This is a genomic window from Butyrivibrio sp. WCE2006 (assembly GCF_000701985.1).
Lineage (GTDB): Bacteria > Bacillota > Clostridia > Lachnospirales > Lachnospiraceae > Butyrivibrio.
The window spans coordinates 51,595-75,737 of record NZ_JNKH01000012.1; the positions used below are offsets into that span (position 1 = coordinate 51,595).

The window sequence follows — 24,143 nt, forward strand, 5'->3', positions numbered from 1 at the left end:
AATTCAATATTCGATACGAAGGAGATTGTAAATGAAGCGATTAATCGCGTGCCTGTTAAGCGTGATAATTTTTGTTTCATGCTTTAATATAGCTGATAATATTCTGCGCACAAAAACAGAGGCGGGAGTGACACAGATGCGTGCTCTCTATGACCAGCCCAAAAACACGATAGATGTGGTTTTTCTTGGTTCAAGTCATGTACACTGCGGAATAAATACCGCAAAGCTTTTTGAGGATTACGGAATTGCAGGATACGACCTTTCCTCTGCAGAGCAGTCCCTGTGGGTTTCGTATCATTATCTCAAGGAAATATGTAAATACCAGAAGCCCAAGGTTGTAGTTCTTGATTTTTTCAGCGCTGCGGCATTTATGGAGGATTATAAATATCATTATGAATTCCTTAGTGACAGTCTGTACGGGATGAGGCTTTCAGCTAATAAACTGCAGCTGATGGCTGCTGCCTTTGATAATAAGAAGGAGCTGTGGAATATGTATTTTCCTTCTTTCTTTGGCTATCACGACAGGTACAATAATCTTGATAAAAAGGATTTTGATGAGGCCTTTGGAAAGGACTTAAGTTCATATAAAGGCTTTGTTCCGCATTTTCATAATGTGGAGATGACAGATCCTGTGATTGAAACTGATGAGTGCAAACCGCCTTTACAAAAATCAGAAAAGTATCTTGATAAAATAATCGAGTATACAAAGCAGAATGATATGAAGCTTTATATCACTATGGTGCCTTATGTCCTAAACCAGGAGCAGCAACAGGGTATGAAGCAGGAGGAGACAGCACGCTATAACTGGCTTGAAAAGTATGTTGATGAGCTCAACCAAAATGGCGATGATCATGTTTGTTTTGACTATGTATTCAAGCATCCTGATGATATAGGAATTGACTACACAAGCGGAAGAGATATTTCTGATGGCAATTCACATCTAAATTACAATGGAAGTAACAGATATTCCGCCTATCTTGGGAACACTCTGAGGAATCTTTACGGGTCAGAGCTTCTGCCTGATCACAGAGGGGATTCTGCTTATGATTCATATTTAAGCCATATAAAGAATATTGAGGAACAGGTAAGAAATGCCGAATTTGAAGTCAGGTGAGCATTTGCTTAATTGATTTGGAATATAAAAATACATCTGCTATTTTCAGAATACTCTTTTTCATTTGTACTATGTGTGTGGTATTATTAATACATTGGGTACAACATTAAGGAGGCAAAAAGGGTATGGCAGATTTTAAAATCGTCAAAAATGTTGAAGGACCGTCTTTAGGAACATGTAGTGCTCCGATAATCGAAAAAGACGGTCTTTTTTTTAAGGATTTAGAACGGACAGGTGAACTTGTTCCCTATGAGGACTGGAGACTTTCTCCGGAGGAAAGGGCAAAGGACCTTGCAGGAAGACTTAGCGTGGAAGAGATAGCAGGTCTTATGATGTATAGTGCTCACCAGCTTGTGCCTGCAATTTCAGGGGGCTGGTACGGAGCTACTTACAGAGGAGGCAAGACTTTTGATGAAAGCGGCGCTGATGAGTGGGAACTCACTGACCAGCAGAAGAAATTCCTGACAGAGGATCATGTGAGATACGTACTTGCCATGGTGCTTAAAAACGGTGAGGTAGCTGCTAAATGGAATAATGAGATGCAGGCACTCTGTGAGGAGATGCCCCATGGAATTCCTGTTAATACAAGTACTGATCCAAGGCACGGAGCAGGCAGTGCATCTGCCGAGTTTAGAACAGAAGCGAAGGATACCAGCAAATGGCCTTTGGGACTTGGTCTTGCAGCAACCTTTGATCCTGATCTTGTTAAGAAGTTTGCTAAAACTGCTGCAAAGGAATACAGAGCACTTGGCATAACAACTGAACTTGGTCCTCAGATTGACCTTGGAACAGAACCCAGATGGATGAGAGTTTCAGATACATATGGGCAGAGCAGTAAGCTTGTTACTGAATATGCAAAGGCTTATTGTGAAGGTCTTCAGAATGGTGATGGAGACAGCTGGGGAAATGGAAGCGTTGCTGCTATGGTAAAGCACTGGCCGGGCGGCGGTCCTTGTGAATCAGGAAGAGATGCTCATTATGCTTTTGGAAAATATGCAGTATATCCGGGCAAGAATTTTGAGGAGCATTTAAAGCCGTTTATTGAAGGTGCATTCAAACTTGAAGGTACAGGTAAGGCTTCAGCCGTTATGCCATATTACACAGTCAGCTTTGGCATCGACCCTTCAGGCAAAAATGTAGGTAACAGCTACAGCAAATACATAATAGGTGACCTTCTCAGAGATAAGTACGGATTTGACGGTGTTGTATGTACCGATTGGGGAATTACAGGGGATCCTTCGGATAAGCTTGATTCCTTTGGCTCAAGATGCTACGGAACAGAGGATTTATCTGAGGCTGAGAGACATCTTTGCATCATTGAAAACGGTGTGGATCAGTTTGGCGGTAACAATTATATAAAGCCTATTCTTGAAGCATATCGCATTGGATGTGAAAGACACGGCGAAGAAAAAATGAGAAAGCGTTTCGAGGAAAGTGCAAGAAGACTTCTGCTTAACAGCTTCCGCTGCGGACTTTTTGAGAATCCGTATCTTGATCCGAATGAGAGTAAAAATATTCTTGGCTGTGATGAATATGTAGAGAGCGGCTTTAATGCTCAGCTTAAGAGTATTGTCATGGTTAAAAACAATGGTGTTCTTCCCATAAAGGGAAAGAAAAAGGTTTATATTCCCGGAAGAACAATTGAAGCTCATAAGGGATTTTTGAGAAACATGGTGGATGCTGTTTCACTCCCGGGAGCAAATCAAAAGGATGTTGAGAAATTTTTTGAATTCACCGAAAATCCCGAGGGAGCAGATTTTGCAATATGCTTTATAGAAAGTCCTATAAGTGACGGATATACGGAGGAGACCGGATACAGACCGGTAACTCTTCAATACAGAAGCTATACTGCAGATAATGCCAGAGAGGTCAGCATTGCAGGCGGCGATTTTAGAGAGGAATCCGATAACAGATCTTATAAAGGAAAATCCAATAAAGCAGCAAATGAGCATGACCTTGATATAGTTATTAAGACCAAAGAGCAGATGAAGGATAAGCCTGTTATAGTGTCAATTCGCATGAATAATCCAAGTATTGTTGCGGAATTCGAGCCCTATGCGGATGCAATACTTGTTAATTTCGGTGTTGAGACAAAGGCTGTTCTTTCAATTGTAAATGGTGATTCTGAACCATCTGCAATGCTTCCTGTCCAGCTTCCAAAGGATATGGACACAATAGAGAAGCATTGTGAAGACGTTCCTTTTGATTATGAGCCATATAAAGACTCTGAGGGCAATTCCTATGACTTTGGCTTTGGACTCAACTGGAGCGGCGTTATCAGGGATGAGAGATGGGACAGATATGTCAAAGACAGGAAATAATGAGAAACAGACTTATAAAGTAAATAGCAAAAAACAGTAGCTGTTTATATATAAAAAATCTTTATATGAAGTATTTTAAAGTTATGAGGAGTTAAATATGACACGAGAAAACTTAGAAGCATTACTTAAAGACATGTCACTTGAAGAAAAAATCATGCAGTTGGTGCAGGTTCCGGGCTGGACCTTTGAAAAGAATGCAGCTGTAACAGGTATAGCTGATAATCCGGCTACAGAGAAGGCAACCAGACTTGCAGGCAGTACTCTTGGTGTTTATGGAGCAGATAAGGTAAAGGCAATACAGGATGAATATATAAAAAATCATCCGCATCATATTCCTATGCTGTTTATGCTTGATGTAATTCACGGACATGACACTGTTTTTCCCTGCCCGCTTGCTCAGGGTGCAACCTTTGAACCCGAGGTTTCAAGAAAGGGAGCAGAGGTACAGGCAAAAGAAGCAGCAGCTGACGGAATACATGTAACCTTTTCACCCATGGTTGATCTTGTAAGAGATGCAAGATGGGGCAGAGTTGTCGAATCAACCGGTGAAGATGCTTATCTTAATGGAGAAATGGCTTCTGCTATGGTAAAGGGCTATCAGGGAGATTCTATTGCTGATAAGGACCATGTAGCAGCCTGTGTAAAGCATTTTGCAGCCTATGGTGCAGCTGAAGCAGGACGTGACTACAATAACTGCGAATTATCAGAGTATGCATTAAGAGATCAGTATCTCAAAGGATACAACAAGGCTATTGATGCCGGTGCAAGACTGGTGATGACATCCTTTAATACATTAAATGGAATTCCTTCATCAGGAAATAAGTGGCTTATGCGCGATATTTTACGCAAGGAGATGGGCTTTGACGGTGTTCTTATTTCTGACTGGGGCGCTATCAGTGAGATGACTTCATGGGGTATCGCAGAGGATCTGAAAGAGGCTGCAAAGCTCGCCATGGAGGCAGGCGTGGACATCGATATGTGTACCGAAAGTTATGGCGCTAATCTTGAAGAGCTGATAGCAAAGGGTGATATTGATGTGAAGCTTTTGGATGAAGCTGTTCTCAGAGTTCTTGATCTTAAAAATGATCTTGGACTTTTTGAAGATCCATATCACGGTGCATCAAAGGAAAAGCATGATGAGATCGCATATTCTGCAGAAAGCAGAGAGATTGCAAGGGATGCTGTAAGAAAATCCCTGGTACTTCTTGAGAACAGGGAGGAAGCACTTCCTATTAAGGAAAAGAAGGTAGCTCTTATAGGTCCTTATGCAGTTGAGAAGAATTTGCAGAGCTCCTGGGCTTTGGCAACTGACCCTGAGAAAAATGTAACCCTCATGGAGGCTGCAGGAGAAGATGAAAATGTAAGACTTTATCTTGGATTGAATCAGGATAAGGACATTGCAGATGGTCAAAAGACTGTAGTAAGGGTTGCAAAAGGAAGTACCCTTTTGGATAACGATACTGTTTTGGGTGTAAATACCTATCATAATGATAATTTTGAGGAAGAGAACGAGAGACTTTACAATGAAGCCATGGAGGTTGCACAGTGGGCTGATACTGTTATTCTTTGCCTGGGTGAAGATTTCGGACAGTCAGGTGAATCCACAAGCCGCGCAGAAATACTGCTTCCTGACATCCAGATGGAGCTTTTCTATGGAATCAGAAAAAATGCGAAGAAGCTGGTAACTCTGGTATTTACAGGAAGACCTCTTGATCTTGAGCATATTCCGGATTTATCTGATGCTACCATGATCTGCTGGAGACCGGGCACAGAAGGCGGACACGGAATATGGGATGTACTTTCAGGAAAGTTTTCACCTTCAGGCAAGCTTCCTATGAGCTTCCCCTGGAGCGTTGGACAGGAGCCTATATACTACAACTCATTTGTTACAGGAAGACCCAAGCCTGAAGAGGGACCTTCAAACTTTACAACCAGATATCTTGATTGCCCCAATGAGGCAAGATATCCCTTTGGATATGGACTTACATACGCAGAGTTTGAAATATCAGACGTAGAGCTTGATAAGACCACACTTAAGAAGAACTCAGGGGTAAATGAAAAGGATAAGATCATCGCATCAGTAAGGATTGCCAATACAGGTCTTGTGCCTGCAACTCAGACTATGCAGCTGTACATAAGAGATCTTGCCGGAAGCAGAGTTCGTCCTGTCATGGAACTCAAGGGATTCAAGAAAGTAAGACTTCTTCCCGGTGAGGAAAAACAGGTTTGCTTTGAAATCTGTGAGGAAATGCTCAGATTCTGGACCATTGAGAATAAGACAGACAGTGAATGCGGCAAATTTAAAGTATATATTGGAGTGGATTCAGCGACTGAAAACGAAGCAGAATTTGTTCTTGAATAACAGAGGAAAAAAATCCTTTAATTTGGAATGGATTTTGATTTTGTTTTGGTGATGAGCACTGAAATATTGTTTAATATTTGCTCAATATATTTATTCGTGATAATCTAATGTGTGCCCGATGATTGTATGCGGGCACACTTTTATATTAATGGAGCATTGTAATGATTTTAAATTGTCATGATCTTTCAAAGTCATTTGACGGAAAAGATGTATTAAAAGGTGTTTCTTTTCATATTGAAGATAATGAGAAGGCTGCTATTGTCGGAATCAATGGTGCCGGGAAGACCACACTTATAAGAATGCTTATTGGAGAACTGACGCCGGACACCGGAACGGTTACTCTTTCCAAGGATACAACTGTTGGATACCTTGCGCAGAGTCAGAATATCGATAGTGCGCACAGTATATATGAAGAGCTGCGCGAAATGAAACGGGATGTTATAGATCTTGAAAAAGAGATTCGCAAGGCTGAACAGCAGATGGATGTCCTGAGGGGAGATGATCTTGACAGGTTGATGGAGCGCTATGCTCAGATGAGCCATGATTTTCAGCTGAAAAATGGTTATGCCTGGGAGAGCGAGGTTATCGGAGTAGCAAAGGGCCTGGGCTTCACGGAAGAAGAGTTTGATAAGAGAATTTCCACACTTTCAGGCGGGCAGAAGACCAGAGTAGCACTTGGTAAGCTCTTGCTGAAAAGTCCTGATCTGATCATTCTTGATGAGCCCACAAACCATCTTGACATGAATTCAATAAAATGGCTTGAAGGCTATTTAATGAATTATAAGGGAGCCGTTCTTATAGTTTCCCATGACAGATATTTCCTTGACAGGATTGCTCAGAAAGTGATTGAGATAGATCAAACCAGCGCAGAGGTTTATCTTGGGAATTATACTGATTATGCCAAAAAGCGTGAACAGATAAGGGCTGCGAAGCTGAAGGCTTATTTGAACCAGCAGGCTGAGATCAAGCATCAGGAAGAGGTTATTGATAAGCTCAAACAGTTTAACAGGGAAAAGAGCATTAAGAGAGCGGAGAGCCGCGAGAAAATGCTCGATAAGATAGAGCGCCTTGAAAAGCCTTCTGAAATCAGGGACGATATGAGAATTACTCTGACACCTTCATGTGTCAGCGGCAATGATGTTATGCATGTTGATTCCATAGCCAAAGCGTTTGGTAATGAGAAGCTTTTTGAGAATATCAGCTTCGATATCAAACGTGGTGAGAAGGTTGCCATAATAGGAGATAACGGAACTGGTAAGACCACCATGCTTAAAATAATAAACGGCATGGAATCTCTTGATGCCGGTGAGATCATCCTTGGTGTTAAGGTTCACATAGGTTATTACGATCAGGAACATCAGGTATTGCATGATGAGAAGACTCTGTTTGAAGAGTTGTCAGACGCATATCCAAACATGAATAATACTGAGATCAGAAATACTCTGGCAGCATTTCTGTTTACAGGTGATGATGTATTTAAGAGAATCGGTGATCTCTCAGGTGGTGAGAAGGGAAGAGTTTCACTTGCAAAGCTTATGCTTTCCGATGCCAATTTCCTTATCCTGGATGAGCCTACAAACCACCTTGATATCACAAGTAAAGAGATACTTGAGGATGCCATCAGCGGTTATGAGGGAACTGTACTTTATGTAAGTCATGACCGTTATTTTATAAATAAAACTGCCACCAGAATTCTTGATCTTACTCACGGCAAAATGATCAATTATATAGGTAATTACGATTATTATTTGGCTCACTGTGATGAGCAGACAGAGAGAGTTCTTTCAGAAAACCGTGATACTGTTGTGGCAAAGAAAGGCATTGGAATGGATTCCTCGGCAGCTGCAGCAGGCACATCCTTTGGAAAACTCGCCGGAAGTTCCGCCTCCCAGAGCCAGGCAGATAACAGCAAGGGAGCGGCTGACTGGAAGGCACAAAAGGAAGAAGCTGCAAAGAAACGTAAGCTTGAAGCTGCCTTAAAAAAATGCGAAGAAGAAATAGCAAAGCTTGAAGAGAGAAACGAAAAGATAAATGAAGAGCTTTTGGATACGGCTGTAGCAACAGACCTTGCAAAAGTCCGTAAGCTTTCTGATGAGCTTTCAGCCCATGAGGAAAGGCTCAATACGCTTTATGATGAGTGGGCCAAGCTCAGCGAATAAAAATAATTGAAAATACCCCGTGCAGTGTGCACGGGGTATTACTCTTCTGATGTATTACTTATATAAGCTAAATTATTAAATTAGTAATTTTCAAGCAAAAGCATCAAATGAGCTACCGGCTTGAGCATAGGCATAACCTGCCATGTCACGTCCATAGCCAACAGTAGTGTTGCCAAATTTTGAAGCTATCTGGTTAAATTGTTTATTAACCTTCATTGCTTCTTCTTTTCCGTCGGAGCTTGCAATTTCACCAACCTTTACTTCCTGGGCATTTGGATAGACCACAGGAGGCACGGTGGCGATATCGCCCACAGCCTTATGTTTGTCGTAGACATCTGAAACAGGTGCCTTATTTGAGATGGCCATATTCATAGGCTGTGCCTGGTATACATTGTATCCGCCTAATCCGCCAATTGACATTCCCATTCCTATTACCTCTGTTAATTTGCTTTACACAAGGAACTTTAAAAAACGCCATAAGAAGCTAGGTTCATTATAGCGTTTAATTCGAAAGAATCTATAAAATCCTTATTAAAGAAAAGCGAAATGTGGCGTTTTATGAAAGTTAGTTTTACCAGTATACATCTGAGATGAAAGTTATTTTCAATCATCTAAAATAAAAATTAAATCTTATTGCGTATGCAATTTCTTACATTGACTAAATTTTAACAGATAGTATAATTATAATATCCGAATTTTCAGAGCTATATATATATATGATGCAATGGTTAAGATACTTATCATGCAAGAATTAATCTGATTTTCCATGCAATCATTATGAAATTACAAACAATTCGGAGAACAGAATATGGAGGAATCATGGCGAGAAAAGAAATTTCTCAGGCTGTTATAAGCAGACTCCCAAGGTATTTCAGATATCTTGGAGAACTTAAGGATCAGGGAATTACACGTATTTCATCCCAGGAATTAAGCGATATCATGAAGGTGACAGCTTCGCAGATCAGACAGGATTTTAATAACTTTGGGGGCTTTGGCCAGCAGGGTTATGGATATAATGTGGAATATCTCTATGTGGAGATTGGTAAGATTTTAGGACTTGGAAGAGAACATACGTTGATTATCATTGGTGCCGGACATTTAGGTCAGGCACTTTCAGGCTACAACAATTTTTTCAACAGAGGATTTATTTTTAAAGGTGCGTTTGATCTTAATCCCGAGCTTCATGGGAAGAAGATACGTGACATCGAGATCCGCCCTGTTGAGGAGATTGAGGACTTTGTAAGAACGAACAAGATTGAGATTGCAGTGCTGACTATTCCTAAGGATCAGGCTGTGCCGATGGCTGACAAGCTTGTTAAGTGCGGAATAAAAGCTATATGGAATTTTGCTCATGTTGACTTAGAGCTTCCGCCTTATGTTCAGGTGGAAAATGTTCATTTGTCGGATTCACTTATGAAGTTGTCCTATAGTATAGACAGATATGAGAATTCCCACAAACGGTAAGTGTTGTTAAAACGTGAGGACATGCTATGTCAAAAGACGACAAAAACTATTCTGATGCCCTCGTTGGGAAGGATGTTCCTATTCTTTTCGAGGATGAAAAATGGCAACAGCTTTTTGCATTAAGCCCGAAAACCGCTAAGATAAAGGGTATTGAAGCTGAGCTTATTAAGCTTGTGGCTAAACAGGAAAAGACCAGAGAAAAAATTAAGGATGTAAAGCGCCTTAAGAAAAAACTTTTAGGTGAAATTGTCGTTTTGAGGGATGATGCCGATAAAAATCCCAAACAGCTAAAAAAGATTGAGGCTGAGATTGATGACCATAAGCGTCTTATCAATGAATGTAATGAAAAAATTGAGGAGTGCGAGGATGAGATGCTTGGGCTTCCCAGGGAAATCTATCAGAAAAACTATGACCTTATGGTAGAGACCATGGATCTTTTTTATAAGAGGATCCATGACAACACAATCGAGATTACTGCCATCGATGATTGGATCTCTCAAGTCAGGGTTCAACTTAAAAAGAATGTTATTAGAATGCAGGAAAAGGAAATCGAGAATTTCAGTGTTTATTCGTACATGCACAATATCTTCGGACCGGAGGTTATAGACCTCTTTGATCTGAAATATGATCCTGAGAGACGGCATCCTATGCTTAAGCCGGGAATGAAGGAACGTGATGGGATAATATATGACGATGATAAATTTACCGATAATTGATCGAAATTCAAAATATGTTGTAAGTGCCGCCGAAATGAAAAGATGTGACAATGCTACGATTGAACACTTTGGTATTCCGCAGGATGTTCTGATGGAGAGGGCGGCACTTTCTATATGCAAATATGTAAAACGCGCACTCCCACAAGGCGGAAGAGTGTTGATTTTTGCAGGCAGTGGGAATAACGGTGGGGACGGCATTGCTGCTGCCAGGATTTTGCAGCAGGATAACATTCCGGTAAAGATCATTCTGGTAAATCATAAGCTCAATGAGAAAAGTTCCAAAAGGACAAAAGCCTGCGAACAGCAACTAAAAATAGCCCTGACCTATGGTGTGGATGTCTCCGATTTTGATATAGCAGGGATTAATTCTGAGATCAAGAATAGTGCTGTTATAGTTGACGCCATGCTCGGAATCGGATGTTCAAGGGATTTAGAAGGAGATTACAGATCTGCTGTATGTGAGATTAATTATGCCAGGGAGGATTTTGATGAAAAAGCCCCTCACGTGATATCGGCGGATATTCCCACCGGAATAAATTCTGATACAGGGCATGTCCAGGGAGAAGCAATCCAGGCTGATGAGACTGTGACATTCAGTTTTCTGAAACTGGGTATGGCTTTTTATCCCGGTGCAGCTCATGCCGGGGAAATCCATATCGTCAACGTCGGAATCACGGAGGATGGCTTTCTTAATGACTTCCCACGATTTAAATATGTTGATATTCCCGATATCTCGCAGATAGCAAAGCTTATTCTTCCTAAGAGGAATCCTGCAGGGAACAAAGGCTCCTTTGGAAAAGTTCTGGTAGCAGCCGGAAGTAAGAGGATTAGCGGAGCCTGCATAATGGCTGCAGAGAGCTGTTTGCGCAGCGGTGCCGGAATGGTACGTGTGTTTACGGAAGAAACTAATTTATCAGCCGTACAGACGCTTCTTCCTGAAGCTATGACTGATATTTATTCCGAAAAGGATTTTGAGAGTGAGAATGAACTTGATATTGAAAGAGTAAAGGATACTCTAATAAAGGCCATAGACTGGGCTGGTGCAATTGTCTGCGGACCAGGTATCGGTAAAGGAAAAGCCGGAAAAGAAATATTAAGGTTCATTCTTGAAAATGCAAAGCTGCCATTGGTTTTAGATGCTGATGCCCTGAATATTATTTCTGAGGATAGCGGAATCAGAAAACTTTTATCAGAATACAGTGCGGACAAAATACTTACTCCGCACCTTGCTGAGTTTTCAAGACTTGTTGGTAAAAACATACATGATTGCAGGCCCTGCGTTATAGAAGAAAGCGTAAGACTTGCAAAAGAATTTCATGCGAGTATTATATGTAAGGATGCACGAAGTGTCATTACCGATGGAGAAAGATTTTTTATTAATCTTAGCGGGAATGATGGAATGGCTACTGCAGGAAGTGGAGATGTACTTGCAGGGCTTCTTGGTGCGCTGGTTATTTCCGGTTTTTCAGGAACTCTGGAGGGGGCTGTTGCAGGGGCGTATTTGCATGGAATTGCAGGAGACATGGCTGCTATCAGAAACGGAAGGCAGGGGATGACTGCAAGAGACATTTCCGGAAGTCTTAGAGATATTTTTTCCGGACAAGAAATATTTAAAAAAGAGGCAAATCAGTAATGCTGGATGAATTTTCAAGAGTATATGCAAAGGTAGATTTGGATGCGATTTCTCAAAATGTAGAGAACATGTATAATTCGCTTCCCAGAAACACAAAAATGTTGGCGGTTGTAAAAACTGACGGATATGGCTATGGTGCGGTTCCTATAGCTAGAATGCTTCAAAAGGACGCTTATATCTGGGGATTTGCTACTGCAACTGCAGAAGAGGCTTTTGAACTAAGAGAAGCCGGTGTAAGCAAACCAATCCTGGTTTTGGGATACACATTTCCTTATGCTTACGAAAGAATGCTAAGAGAGAATATAAGGCCTTCTGTTTTCAGATATGACATGATAAATCACCTTGCGGAAAGAGTGAAAAAGAGAAGAGCGCAGGGAGGAAACGAGACATTCCACGTGCATGTTGCTGTGGACTGTGGAATGAGCAGAATCGGTGTCAGACCGGATGCAAACGGAGAGAATTTTATAAAAACAGTTCTTCAGACTGAAGGATTAGAGCTTGAAGGAATATTTACACATTTTGCCAGAGCAGATGAGGCTGATCTTTCAGATGCCCATGCAAGATTTAAAGAGTTTAGCGACTTCGTTACTAAAGTAGAAGCAGATAATGATTACAAGATTCCTATTGTCCATTGTTCCAACAGTGCCAGTATCATAGATATGCCACAGGCACATATGGATATGGTAAGATGCGGAGTCACAATGTATGGAATGTGGCCCTCTGAGGAAGTCAGCAGGGATAAGATAGAGATTAAGCCGGCGCTTTCTCTTTACAGTCACATATCTTTTATTAAGGATATACCGGAGAACACACCTGTCAGCTATGGTGGCACTTTCGTTTCGGATAGACGTATGAGGGTTGCTACTATACCCGTTGGATATGGTGATGGTTATCCCAGAAGCCTTTCAGGGGGAAGGGGATATGTTCTGATTCACGGCGAGAAGGCAAGAATTCTCGGACGTGTATGCATGGATCAGTTCATGGTGGATGTTACTTCAATCCCCAACGCCAAGGAAGGGGATGAGGTTATACTTATAGGAAAATCAGGAACGAATTATGGCGATAATAATGCTGAAGTTATAACTGCCGAGGAATTGGGCGATCTTAGCGGCAGATTTAACTACGAACTCACCTGTAATCTTAATCACAGAGTGCCCAGATTATATGTGAAGGATGGGAAAATTCTCAGAGATTTTGAGGTATAATTGATTTTCTCAATAAAGCTTCGTAAAATTGTTAAATACACAGTGTATAGATTAAAACGGCTAAACTGATTTTTGTCAGCTTAGCCGTTTTTTTATTGCACTGTATTGAATATTTATTTCCTGAAGCGCTGAGGTATCACCGTCCATGTTGTCAGGGTGATAGAGCTTTACCAAAGATTTGTATTTTCTGTTTGCAGACTCAAGGGAGTTGCAGCCTGCAAAAAAATTAAAGGACTGATTAGGATTGCTTTTCTGCTGTGTGTCTTTATTTTTTTGTCTATCTGATCTGGCATTTCTGTTATTGCGCTTGTCCTCAATTCGAAGATCCTCATAATCATCAGAATCTTCATTATCTTCAAATTCATCGATATAATTTCGTCTCGAGGATTTTTGCCTTAGATTCGCTTTTTTGTAATAACGCGGCCTGAAGGATTTGCGGTAATCATAATAATTATCTTCGTAATCATCTTCTTCATCGTAATCATCTTCAGAATATTCGCTGTCATCATAATCCTCATCATATAAAGCATCATCGTATTCATAGGATTCTGAGCCTTCATAATCTTCATAAAACTCTTCAAGAGGACTTTTTCTGTAGGATTTTTGATATGCAGCATCATCAAATTCTTCGCTGTGTCGTGAAAGCCATCTGTCATAACTGCGCTCGGCAATTCGTTTTCCTGACTTGGGGAATAGCTTCTGATACCGCTTTTTTATTACCTGAAATAACGATTTTCCGGTAAACAGACATTTGAGAACATAGATAACTGCATCAGCAAGTATTGCTATTAGCAAAAACTTTCCGGAAAATACAAAGGTGCCTATGGCAATAAATGTAAGTGATAAAGGAAGGAAAAGAATAAGCAAAATCAGAAGAAGTAAAAAGTACATCAAAGTACCGCTATACGCAGACAGGAGATGAAGATATCCTTTTAATGTATCAAGGATAAGTTCTTTAACTCCCAGAGCGTCCACATGTATAGGTAAAAACGCGGAAAATATATCTTCCCCTGCGAGTATTTCTACAACGAGAATAAAGTAAAATGCGCTGTAAACAATGCCAGTCACGGGAAGGAGTACAAGAAATAAGCGCAGCAGCCTGAAAAGCTGGCGCATGAAAAACGATATCATATCGAATATGCTTTTTAATATCCAAATTAATCCTCTTGTGAGGAATTCAAAAAAGATTGAAATCATTCTTATATTTTAGCTTAACGAAAAAACGATGACAAGTATTTAAAGAATAAGGCGTTTTCTTGACTGTATCCATGCAAAATGCTATATTCTATCTTGACGCATTTTGCGATTTTGATAGCAAAGGAGATGAATATAGATGGACGATGGTGGGCCTAATGCCACTGCCTTTATTCTGATATTTATCATTATGATTCTTGTAGATATGCTTCTGCATGGATTTGGAGCAGCTATTGAGAATCTTAAACCGGATGATTTAAAAGCAGGAGGGGATAAGGACGACGACAGTCAGCCTTCACAGAATCCACTTCTTATAAGAGAGAAGAAATCAGCAAGGAAGCTTGAGAAGATCATGGAGTTTCCGGGAAAATATATCAACACAATTCAGTTGCTGACACTTCTTATCAATATGATTCTGGGTGTGATCTATATCAGAGTTTTGAGCAGTCTCACTTATGGTCTGATAGGCGGTCTTTTAGGTAATACTTCGTTATCACAGATACTCTCATATGTAGTTGCGGTTCTTATATTGATGTATGTCGTTCTTACGATCGGAGTTCTTATTCCGAGGAAGCTCGGTACCAGATATCCTGAGAAATGGGCATATTTCGGAGTGGGAGCAATTACGCTTATAATTAAAATTTTCAGTCCATTCACAGGTCTTATCAGGCTTACAGCCATGGGGATCTTGAGAATTTTTGGATTTCACTGGGATGCTGATGATAATGATGTCACTGAGGAAGAAATCAAGTCCATGCTTTCAGAGGGTCAGGAGCAGGGTGTTCTGCAGGATTCTGAGGCTGATATGATTTCGAATATCTTTGAGTTTTCAGATAAGCAGGCTCAGGATATTATGACAAACAGAAAAGCCATGGTGTGTATTGACGGCAATACTACCTTGAAGGAAGCCGTGGATTTTATGCTCAATATGAACAACAGCCGGTTTCCGGTATACCTTGATAATATTGATCATATAATTGGAATCCTTCACATAAGAGATGCCATGAAAAAGCTTTCTGAGCATACAGATGACGACACACCTTTAAGAAAAACAAGAGGTCTTTTGAGATCTCCCAGAAATGTGCCCGAGACGAGAAATATTGACAGCCTTTTTCATGATATGCAAAAATCCAAGACCCAGATGGTTATTGTCATTGATGAGTACGGACAGACTGCCGGACTTGTTTCAATGGAGGATATCATCGAAGAGATATTTGGAAATATCATGGATGAATATGATAAGGATGAGGAATACATAGAGGCCACATCTAATGAAGATGAGTTCATAATAGAGGGGAAGACACCACTTGAGGATTTAGAGGACAGGTTTGGCATTGAATTTGATGATGCCAATTTCGAAACGATCAATGGTCTGTTGATTTCCAAGCTAGACAGAATCCCCAAGGAGGGAGAAGACTTTACTGCTAAGATCGGAGGATATTCCTTCAAGATTCTCTCAGTAGAAAACCACATGATCCAAAGCGTTCTGGTAAAGAGAATAACAGAAGATGAGATTGAAAATACCGGAGACGATCAGGAAAATAAAGAAAATTAATATTTTTTAGGAGGATACAATGTCAGGACATTCAAAATTTGCTAACATTAAACATAAGAAGGAGAAGAACGACGCTGCAAAGGGTAAGATCTTTACTGTTATCGGACGTGAGATTGCCGTAGCTGTTAAAGAGGGTGGTCCGGATCCTTCAAATAACTTCAAGCTTGCTCAGGTTATAGCAAAAGCTAAGGCTAACAATATGCCTAACGATACTATCGAGCGTGGTATTAAGAAGGCTGCCGGAGCAGATGGAAGTGTTGATTATCAGAATCTTACATACGAAGGATATGGCCCGGGCGGCACAGCTATTATCGTTGATACACTTACGGATAATGCTAACCGTACAGCAGCAAATGTAAGAGCAGCATTTTCAAAGGGTAACGGTAATATCGGTACACAGGGCTGTGTATCTTATATGTTTGACAGAAAGGGTCAGATTCTTATCGATAAGGAAGAGTGCTCAATGGGTTCTGATGACCTTATGATGCTTGTTCTTGATGCAGGTGCTGATGACTTTAATGAAGAGGATGACAGCTATGAGATTCTTACAACTCCTGATGCTTTCCAGGGTGTTGTTGAGGCACTTGATAATGAGAAAATTGCTACAGCATCAGCTGAGATCACTATGATCCCTCAGAACTATGTTGAAGTTACTGATGAAGAAAATGTAAAACGTATTCAGAGAATCCTTGATATCCTTGATGAGGATGATGATGTTCAGGCTGTTTATCACAACTGGGATGACAGCTCAGCAGAATAATAATAAAGAAACTGCATGAAGTAAATTTATCTAATACGGTTATTGATAAAATTCAATAATCGCGGGTTTGGGGAGGCCTTGAGATGAAGCTAAAAAAGACATGGATCGGAGTTTGTGTCGGGGTAATTTATTTATTGGGAATGATTTTTGCCATAGGAGTTACCGGCTTTGTTTCGGGGCTTTTTCCTGCTTATGACAGGTTTCTGGTTGCCGGAGGAACTGTAGCAGCAGCTGCCGTGCTGGCTTTTATTGTGTCTTTTATTCTGGGTCAGATAGGTGACAGGGTAAATGATATTGAAAGTGTCAATTCATTTTCAAAGCCTATATGGCTTGAGATCCTTGTGGTTATCTCACTAATTCTTATCGGAATATTTGCTTATAGTCATACAGCTGCGCTTATAAAAGAATATACAGGTAATATTACGCTTTATGACAGCGCTCTTTTATCTGTAAGTGGCACTACAGTTGAGCTTAATGGCATTGCAGATGTGATTTATGTAGGACTTCTCAGAATCGTTATGAGTTTTTTGGGTAATACACTTTCTGCGGTATTTGCTTTAAATATGATGTTGAGAATTATGATGGTGGTTTTTGCATATATCGCCATCAGGATAAGTCTTGGAATGGTTGCAGGAATTGCGGCAGGAACAGCTTTCTTTGCCATTCCGGCTTTTGGATATTCTCTTCGTGTAGTTGATTCAAAGCAGCTCCTTTTCACAGCAGTATGGTTTGAACTGATGCTTGTGGTTATGTATGTTGTAGGCTTTGAGAAGAGCGCAGGTAATAGATGGTTTTATAAGATATTCAGTATTGTTCTCGGCGCAATAATAGGGACAATGATTTATCTTGAAGCCGGAAGTGCTGCCATAATAGTATTCCTGATAGCTGCATGGATGCTGGCTGATATGGAATGCGAGACCATAAATGTATGTATTAATGAGATTCTGCTTCTTCTTTCAGGTGTTGCAGCATTTATAGGCATGCTTGTATTTGAAGGCGGAATGGATAGTGTTCCTAACACATATTATCTTTGGACATGGAGATTTTACGGTTACAACGAAAATTCATGGCTTAAAATGATTGATGATTCTACTCCCAATACATATTTTGCGTTGGGACTTCTTGCAGCTGCACTTATTCCTGCTGCCTTGACAATTCTAAGAGACAGATGTGAGAAAATAGTTCCCTGGCTGGCGTTTTCAGTACTTGGAATAGTGATGTCTGTATTTCTTGGAGATACCCTTACTAATAGTGAAGTATTTATCATTTCTTCAATCGTTGTGCTCATAAGCTGCGGCGTATCCTGTGCGGCATATAATGATATTGTCGAAGATATAAAGGAAGAGCCTGAAATCGAAGAAGATGATGAAGAGGATGAGGAAGACGAAGAATCTGAAGAAGGCGCTCCGGAAGCTGAATTGAATAATTCTGAACGAAATGCTTCCGAAGAAAATAAGATAAAAGAAATTGAAACAGAACAGACTGAAGCTTTTAATGCCGAGGCGAATAAATCTGAATCAGAGCGTGCTGAAGATAGGAATATCGAGGCGAATAAATCTGAATCAGAACGCACTGAAGTTGATAATACCGAGGTGAATAAATTTGAATCAGATCGTCCTGAAGCTGATAATGTCGTGGTGAATTTACCTGAATCAGAACACACTAAAGTGCATAAGATACAGGATTCAGGCAGTTCCTCTGAGGTAGAGAAGGAGGCAAGGACACCAAGATATGTACCTGAAGGTATGGTACTTCCAACCGGTGATGAGGACGAAGAAAATCTTGTGCCGCATTTTAATCTGAACAGACCGCAGATGGAAGACGTTGGAATATTATCTGTAGGGACTGCGAAAAATAATGGTGAAACAAAAGATGAGGCAAAGATTGAACCAAAGGTTGAGGAAGAGGTTGAGTCTAAAGCTGCTGAAAGAGCTGAATTAAGAGAAAGAGCTTATCAGTCTACCCTCAATGATAAAGTCATAGCTGATGTCATAAATGATGTAATAGCTGAGATAAATGAGGGAGTAAGACATAATAACTCCTCAGATAAAGATGATTTTGATGTCGTTATCAGACCTGGTGACGATTTTGATATATAGAATTTCTTTGGAAATTCACAATTTAATTGTATAATCTGTTAGCGTAAGGTAATTATTGATGTCGTGGGGCAATAATAAATGCGCTGACAGGCATCGAATTTAGAAAGTTGTAGAAAAAAGAGGTTATGTTAATGAGAGTTGAAGAGCTTAATACCTATGAAGTATTAGAGCATAGAAGAATAGAAGATCTTAATTCTGACAGTTATATTGTCAGACATAAGAAGACAGGTGCCAAGCTGGCGCTTTTATCAAATGATGATGACAATAAGGTCTTCTATATTGGATTCAGAACTCCGCCAAAGGACTCTACAGGTGTAGCACATATTATTGAGCACACCGTTCTTTGCGGATCAAAGGAATTTCCTATAAAGGATCCTTTTGTAGAACTGGTGAAGGGATCACTTAATACATTTCTTAATGCAATGACATATCCGGATAAGACAGTTTATCCCATTGCAAGCTGCAATGATGCAGATTTCCAGAATCTTATGCATGTATATCTGGATGCCGTTTTTTATCCCAATATATATCAGACAGAAAAAATCTTTAAGCAGGAAGGCTGGCATTATGAGATGGAAAATGCCGACGACGAGCTTAAAATAAATGGTGTTGTATATAATGAGATGAAGGGTGCATTCTCTAACGCAGACGAAATAGTAGCAAGACAGATAAGAAAATCATTGTATCCCGATACTACTTACGGAATCGAATCAGGTGGAGACCCGGATGAAATCTATAATCTGACATATGAAGACTATCTTGATTTCCATAGAAAATATTATCATCCTTCAAACAGCTATATCTATCTTTATGGCAATATGGATATGGTTGAGAAACTGCAGTATATAGATGAGAATTATCTGTCTAAGTACGACTATCTTGAGGTTGATTCTTCAATAGGACTGCAGAAGTCTTTTGATGGCAGGAAGAGCTACACCGGAAAATATCCTATACTGAATGAGGAGTCAGAGAGGGACAATACTTATCTGACACTCAACTATAGCGTAGGAAGCAGTCTTGATCCAAAGTTTTATGTTGCATTCGATATTTTGGATTACGCTCTGTGTTCAGCCCCCGGCGCTCCTATTAAGAAGGCACTGATCGACAAGGGAATTGGTAGCGAAGTATTTAGTGATTACGATAACGGTATAATACAGCCGGTTTTCTCAATCGTAGCTAAAAATGCCAATCCGGAGCAGAAGGACGAGTTCATCGCTACTGTAGAAGAAGTGCTCAGGAGTCAGGTAGAGAACGGAATAGATAAGAAGGCACTTCTTGCCGGACTTAATGCAGACGAGTTTAAGTACAGAGAGGCAGATTTTGGTAGATTTCCTAAAGGACTTCTCTATGGCCTTCAGGTTTTGGACAGCTGGCTTTATGATGAGAAAAAGCCATGGATAAACATTGAGGCTAATAATACCTTTGCTGAGCTGAAAAAAGAGGTTGAGACAGGTTATTTTGAATCACTGATTGAGAAATACCTTCTTAACAACAATCACAGTACTGTACTTGTAATGGAACCTGAAAAAGGTCTTACAGAGAAAAAGGACAGAGAGCTCGCTGATAAATTAAAAGCATACCGCGATTCGCTAAGCAGCGAGGAAGTTGATAAAATCGTTCGTGAGACAAAAGAACTGAAGGCATATCAGGAAGAACCCGACAGACCTGAGGATCTTGCCAAGATTCCGCTTCTTACAAGAGGCGATATAAAAAAGGAAGCCGATAAGTTTATAAATGAAGAGAAAACTGTCGGAAAGCAGAAAATCCTTTTCCACAATGTATTTACCAATGGAATAGGTTACATCAACTTTGTTTTTGATATTAAGAATGTACCTGACAGGCTGCTTCCATACACACCGCTTTTGAAGCTTTTACTTGGTCTTATGGATACCGAGAACTATTCATATACCGACCTTTATAACGAGATCAATCTTCAGACAGGTGGTATTTCAGGTTCAATCAGTACATATACGGATGCTCAGAATGTTTCAGAGTTTACTACTACATTTGAGGTGGCAGTTAAAGCGTTGTATCCGCAGCTTGATAAGGCATTTGAGCTTGTGAGTGAGATAATCTTCAGGACAAAGTTTGATGATGATAAGAGAATGCTTGAGATATTGGACGAGACCTGCAGCAGACTTCGTTCGGATCTTGCAAGTGCAGGACATCATAGTGCTGCACTTCGTGCACTTTCATATGTTTCAAAGCCTGCCAAAATCTCAGACATGGTATCCGGAATCGGTGGATACAGAATGCTTGAGGAGGTAAAGGAAAAGCTTTCCAAGGATAAGGGATATGCTCTTGAAATTGCTGATAATATGCAGGAACTTTGCAGGATAATCTTCAGACCTGAGAATCTTCTTGTTGATTACACAGCTTCTGAAAAAGAGTATGTTGGCTTTGAGGATAAGGTTACTGCATTTGCAGATAAGCTTTATACCGACGAGATACAGGTAAAGGGATTCGAAATTAAATGTTCCAAGCAAAATGAAGGCTTCCAGACAGCAGGTCAGGTTCAGTATGTATGCCTTGCAGGAAATTTTGCTAATAAGGGACTTAAGTATGACGGCTCTCTTAGAGTTCTTAAAGTAATGCTTGGTTATGATTACCTTTGGAAAAATATTCGTGTTCTGGGCGGCGCTTACGGATGCATGAGCGGTTTTTCCAAAAACGGAGATTCCTATTTTGCAACCTACAGAGATCCACACCTCTCAAGAAGTATTGATGTTTTCAAAGAGGCATCGGATTATCTTAAGAATTTTGAAGCTGATGAAAGAACAGTTACGCAGTTTGTAATCGGAGCTGTCAGTGATCTTGATACACCTAAGACTCCGGCTACAAAGGGTGCATATGGTCTTACAGCTTATCTTTGCCACACTAATATGAAGGATATTCAGGCGGACAGAGATGCACTTCTTGCTACTGATATAGAGAAGATAAGAGGTTTATCAGCATATATTGATGCATTTATGGAAGATGACTGCCTTTGCGTAGTTGGTGATGGAAATAAGATTTTACAGAATAAAGATCTTTTCGGAAAAGTGGAGCAACTTATTTATGCAGGAAAATCTGAATAATAATTTAAATATGAAGTGTGGCTATGTGACTCTTATAGGCAGACCAAACGTGGGAAAATCCACATTGATGAATCATCTTATAGGTCAGAAGATTGCCATCACATCGCACAAACCACAGACTACACGCGGCAGGATTCAGACTGTCTACACAGATGACAGAGGGCAGATTGTATTTTTGGATACACCTGGAATTCATGAATCCAAAAACAAGCTCGGAGAATATATGGTCAAAGTCGCAACCAAAACAATGGAAGAGGTTGATCTTATATTATGGCTTGTGGAACCCAGTACATTTATCGGAGCCGGTGAGCATATGATCATAGATCAGCTGCGTGAATGTGGTAAACAGGTTATCCTCGTGATAAATAAGATCGATACAGTTTCCAAGGATGATCTTCAAAGCTTTATAGATGCTTATAAAAAAGAAATGGATTATGCTGACATCGTCACGGTTTCAGCTCTTAAGAGCGATAACCTTGACGAGCTTATGCAGCGAATATATGACAGACTTCCCTACGGAGATCCGTTTTACAGCGAAGAAACTCTGACAGACCAGACTGAAAGGGATATCGTAGGCGAGATAATAAGAGAAAAAGCATTAAGACTTTTAAATGATGAGGTCCCTCATGGAATCGCAGTTACTGTTGAGACTATGAGAACAAGAAAAGCGGCAACGCAGACTAAGAAGAAAAAGTCAAAGCATGTTCATCCGCCAAAAAAAGGTAAACAAAATGATGCTGTAGTCGGTACAGACAATGGTGGAGTGCCTGACCTTGAAGCAATGCTTTCAGCTCTTAAGGGCGGTGAGAAGGATGCAGCCGATGTTTCTACGGAAACTGAAATAATGGATATAGAAGCATCAATCATCTGTGAACGCGATTCACATAAAGGAATTATTATCGGAAAAGGCGGATCAATGCTTAAAAAGATTGGTTCACAGGCCAGATCTGATATTGAGAATATGGTAGGCTGCAAAGTTAATCTCCAGCTTTTTGTTAAAGTCAGAAAGGACTGGAGAAACGACCAGGTTCAGATGAAGAATTTTGGTTACAAGAATACAAAATAATCGAGGAATGCATGACCACATTAACCACAGTGAACGGAATTATTATAAAGAGGACACCGGTCGGGGAATATGACCAGGTAGTTACTATACTTACTTCCGAACGTGGCAAGATCACTGCATTTGCAAAGGGTTCAAGGCGTCCGGGGAATCAACTGTCCGGTGCTGTTGAACCTTTTTGTTTTGGAAAATTCAAGCTGTACGAAGGCAGAACTTCATATAATATACAGGAAGCGGAGATTATTAACTATTTTGAATCCTTCAGGAATGATTTTAACGGTTCAATGTATGGAATGTTTTTTCTTGAACTTGCAGACTATTATACCAGGGAGAATAATGATGAACGCGATTTTTTAAAGCTGCTATACAGGTCACTCAGAGCTTTGGAATCGGATAACTTTGATGACAGACTTGTAAGATGTATATTTGAGATAAAGTGTCTTGTGATAAACGGTGAGTTTCCCGGAATTCCAACGGATAGAAAATATGAAGAATCAACAGCTTACACCTTGGAATTCATAAGAGTCACGGCAATTGAAAAGCTTTATTCTTTTGCTGTTACTGCAGAAATTCAAAACGAACTTTTCCATATTTGTGACATATACAGAAGGCAATTTATTGACAGGAAACTGAACAGTCTGGAAATGATTAAAATGATTGAAGGTTTAAATTTATGATTGTATTTGAAAAAGCACAAAATGCGTTATATAATCATAAACGTGTGCATACACTGGCACTCTAATTAATTTAATAAAAGAGGGTATTATTGTGAAAAAAAGTTTTGTCAATAACCTTGCTTTTGCTGCTGTATTGATGCTTATTGTTATGTCGCTCACAGCATGTGGGAAGAACTCGGATGCCGATAATTCCGACAAGTCTTCGATTGAGATCAGGAAGGATGGGACTGTTATAAGTACCATTGTCGCAGATTTTGCTGAAAGCTACTATAGTACTGATGAGCTGAAGGAAATGACGGAAAACGAGATCAATGCATTTGTTGTTTCAAATGGAGAGGATTCTGCATCATTTGAATCCATTGACAGCAAGGATGGCAAGGTCAGGCTGGTAATTAAGTTTGGAAGTGCATCTGACTATGCTCATTTCAATGATGAGATGTTATTATATGAGACAGTTTCAGATGCTGTAATTTCAGGACAGATAGATGTTAATTCCCTTGTTGATAAGGATGGGAATACTATTGAGCCTGATAAGGCTGACAGCTTGAGCAGTCAGCATGTGGTAATCTGTGCATCAAAGGGTCTTGTGTCTGTTCCATATAAAATAAGATATGCTTCTAAGAATATAAAGCTTATCGATAAGAAAACAGCAGATTTTTCAGGACTGGCGGATGATGCTAGCGCATGTCTTGTTCTTGATAAATGATATATGAGCATGTTGCTCTAAAAATAATAAATGAGCGT

General features: G+C 40.1%; 17 protein-coding genes. 15 read left to right on the top strand and 2 right to left on the bottom strand.

All coding sequences use genetic code 11. The annotated features are described in order from the left end of the window. Positions 1–31 precede the first annotated feature (31 nt). The 4 genes from T501_RS09815 to T501_RS09830 all read left to right on the top strand — a co-directional run bounded on the left by T501_RS09815 (position 32) and on the right by T501_RS09830 (position 7,956). A complete protein-coding gene (locus tag T501_RS09815; protein WP_044914592.1) occupies positions 32–1,114 on the top strand; it encodes a hypothetical protein in 1,083 nt (360 codons plus the stop codon). A 125-nt stretch (positions 1,115–1,239) separates the two neighbouring features. Then, positions 1,240–3,435, top strand: a complete 2,196-nt coding sequence (locus T501_RS09820) for a glycoside hydrolase family 3 protein (protein ID WP_044914593.1) — start codon at positions 1,240–1,242, stop codon at positions 3,433–3,435. Positions 3,436–3,532: 97 nt separating this feature from the next. Next, positions 3,533–5,797: a beta-glucosidase BglX gene (gene bglX, locus T501_RS09825; protein ID WP_044914594.1), complete on the top strand. Its 2,265-nt coding sequence runs from the start codon at positions 3,533–3,535 to the stop codon at positions 5,795–5,797. Between the two features lie 161 nt (positions 5,798–5,958). Beyond that, positions 5,959–7,956 (top strand): ABC-F family ATP-binding cassette domain-containing protein, encoded by a 1,998-nt coding sequence (locus T501_RS09830; protein ID WP_044914595.1) that lies wholly within the window; start codon positions 5,959–5,961, stop codon positions 7,954–7,956. Positions 7,957–8,046: 90 nt separating this feature from the next. Here T501_RS09830 and T501_RS09835 read toward each other — a convergent pair whose 3' ends face one another. Beyond that, positions 8,047–8,382 carry a hypothetical protein gene (locus tag T501_RS09835; RefSeq protein ID WP_026510338.1) on the bottom strand — a complete coding sequence of 112 codons (336 nt, stop codon included), beginning with the start codon at positions 8,380–8,382 and terminating at the stop codon, positions 8,047–8,049. A 393-nt stretch (positions 8,383–8,775) separates the two neighbouring features. On the opposite strand from T501_RS09835, the gene T501_RS09840 reads away from it, so the two are divergent. From T501_RS09840 to alr, 4 genes are read left to right on the top strand one after another with little or no spacing between them, the layout of a single operon-like run. Then, positions 8,776–9,420 (top strand): redox-sensing transcriptional repressor Rex, encoded by a 645-nt coding sequence (locus tag T501_RS09840; protein ID WP_026510339.1) that lies wholly within the window; start codon positions 8,776–8,778, stop codon positions 9,418–9,420. A 26-nt stretch (positions 9,421–9,446) separates the two neighbouring features. Continuing rightward, a complete protein-coding gene (locus T501_RS09845; RefSeq protein WP_044914596.1) occupies positions 9,447–10,136 on the top strand; it encodes a coiled-coil domain-containing protein in 690 nt (229 codons plus the stop codon). Further along, positions 10,108–11,769, top strand: a complete 1,662-nt coding sequence (locus T501_RS09850) for an NAD(P)H-hydrate dehydratase (RefSeq protein ID WP_081843110.1) — start codon at positions 10,108–10,110, stop codon at positions 11,767–11,769. Before T501_RS09845 ends, T501_RS09850 begins: the two co-directional genes overlap by 29 nt. Further along, complete coding sequence (alr, locus tag T501_RS09855) at positions 11,769–12,974, top strand: alanine racemase (RefSeq protein ID WP_044914598.1); 1,206 nt, start codon at positions 11,769–11,771, stop codon at positions 12,972–12,974. The genes T501_RS09850 and alr overlap by 1 nt, the downstream gene beginning before the upstream one ends. 75 nt (positions 12,975–13,049) lie before the next feature. On the opposite strand, the gene T501_RS09860 is transcribed toward alr, so the two are convergent. Further along, on the bottom strand, positions 13,050–13,949 hold the full coding sequence (locus T501_RS09860) for a hypothetical protein (protein ID WP_155994832.1): 900 nt from the start codon (positions 13,947–13,949) through the stop codon (positions 13,050–13,052). A 358-nt stretch (positions 13,950–14,307) separates the two neighbouring features. On the opposite strand from T501_RS09860, the gene T501_RS09865 reads away from it, so the two are divergent. The 7 genes from T501_RS09865 to T501_RS09895 all read left to right on the top strand — a co-directional run bounded on the left by T501_RS09865 (position 14,308) and on the right by T501_RS09895 (position 24,105). After that, a complete protein-coding gene (locus tag T501_RS09865; protein ID WP_044914602.1) occupies positions 14,308–15,723 on the top strand; it encodes a hemolysin family protein in 1,416 nt (471 codons plus the stop codon). 19 nt (positions 15,724–15,742) lie between these two features. Beyond that, the gene (locus T501_RS09870; protein WP_026510344.1) at positions 15,743–16,483 is read left to right on the top strand and encodes a YebC/PmpR family DNA-binding transcriptional regulator; all 741 of its coding nucleotides are present in this window, start codon (positions 15,743–15,745) and stop codon (positions 16,481–16,483) included. An 83-nt stretch (positions 16,484–16,566) separates the two neighbouring features. After that, positions 16,567–18,582 carry a hypothetical protein gene (locus T501_RS09875; RefSeq protein WP_044914603.1) on the top strand — a complete coding sequence of 672 codons (2,016 nt, stop codon included), beginning with the start codon at positions 16,567–16,569 and terminating at the stop codon, positions 18,580–18,582. A 131-nt stretch (positions 18,583–18,713) separates the two neighbouring features. Next, positions 18,714–21,659, top strand: a complete 2,946-nt coding sequence (locus T501_RS09880) for an insulinase family protein (protein ID WP_044914604.1) — start codon at positions 18,714–18,716, stop codon at positions 21,657–21,659. Next, positions 21,652–22,725, top strand: coding sequence for a GTPase Era (gene era, locus T501_RS22130; protein ID WP_442856364.1), 1,074 nt, complete (start codon positions 21,652–21,654; stop codon positions 22,723–22,725). Before T501_RS09880 ends, era begins: the two co-directional genes overlap by 8 nt. A gap of 11 nt (positions 22,726–22,736) precedes the next feature. Beyond that, positions 22,737–23,399 carry a DNA repair protein RecO gene (gene recO, locus T501_RS09890; protein ID WP_044914606.1) on the top strand — a complete coding sequence of 221 codons (663 nt, stop codon included), beginning with the start codon at positions 22,737–22,739 and terminating at the stop codon, positions 23,397–23,399. A 91-nt stretch (positions 23,400–23,490) separates the two neighbouring features. Next, the gene (locus T501_RS09895; protein WP_044914607.1) at positions 23,491–24,105 is read left to right on the top strand and encodes a hypothetical protein; all 615 of its coding nucleotides are present in this window, start codon (positions 23,491–23,493) and stop codon (positions 24,103–24,105) included. The last annotated feature ends 38 nt before the right edge of the window (positions 24,106–24,143 follow it).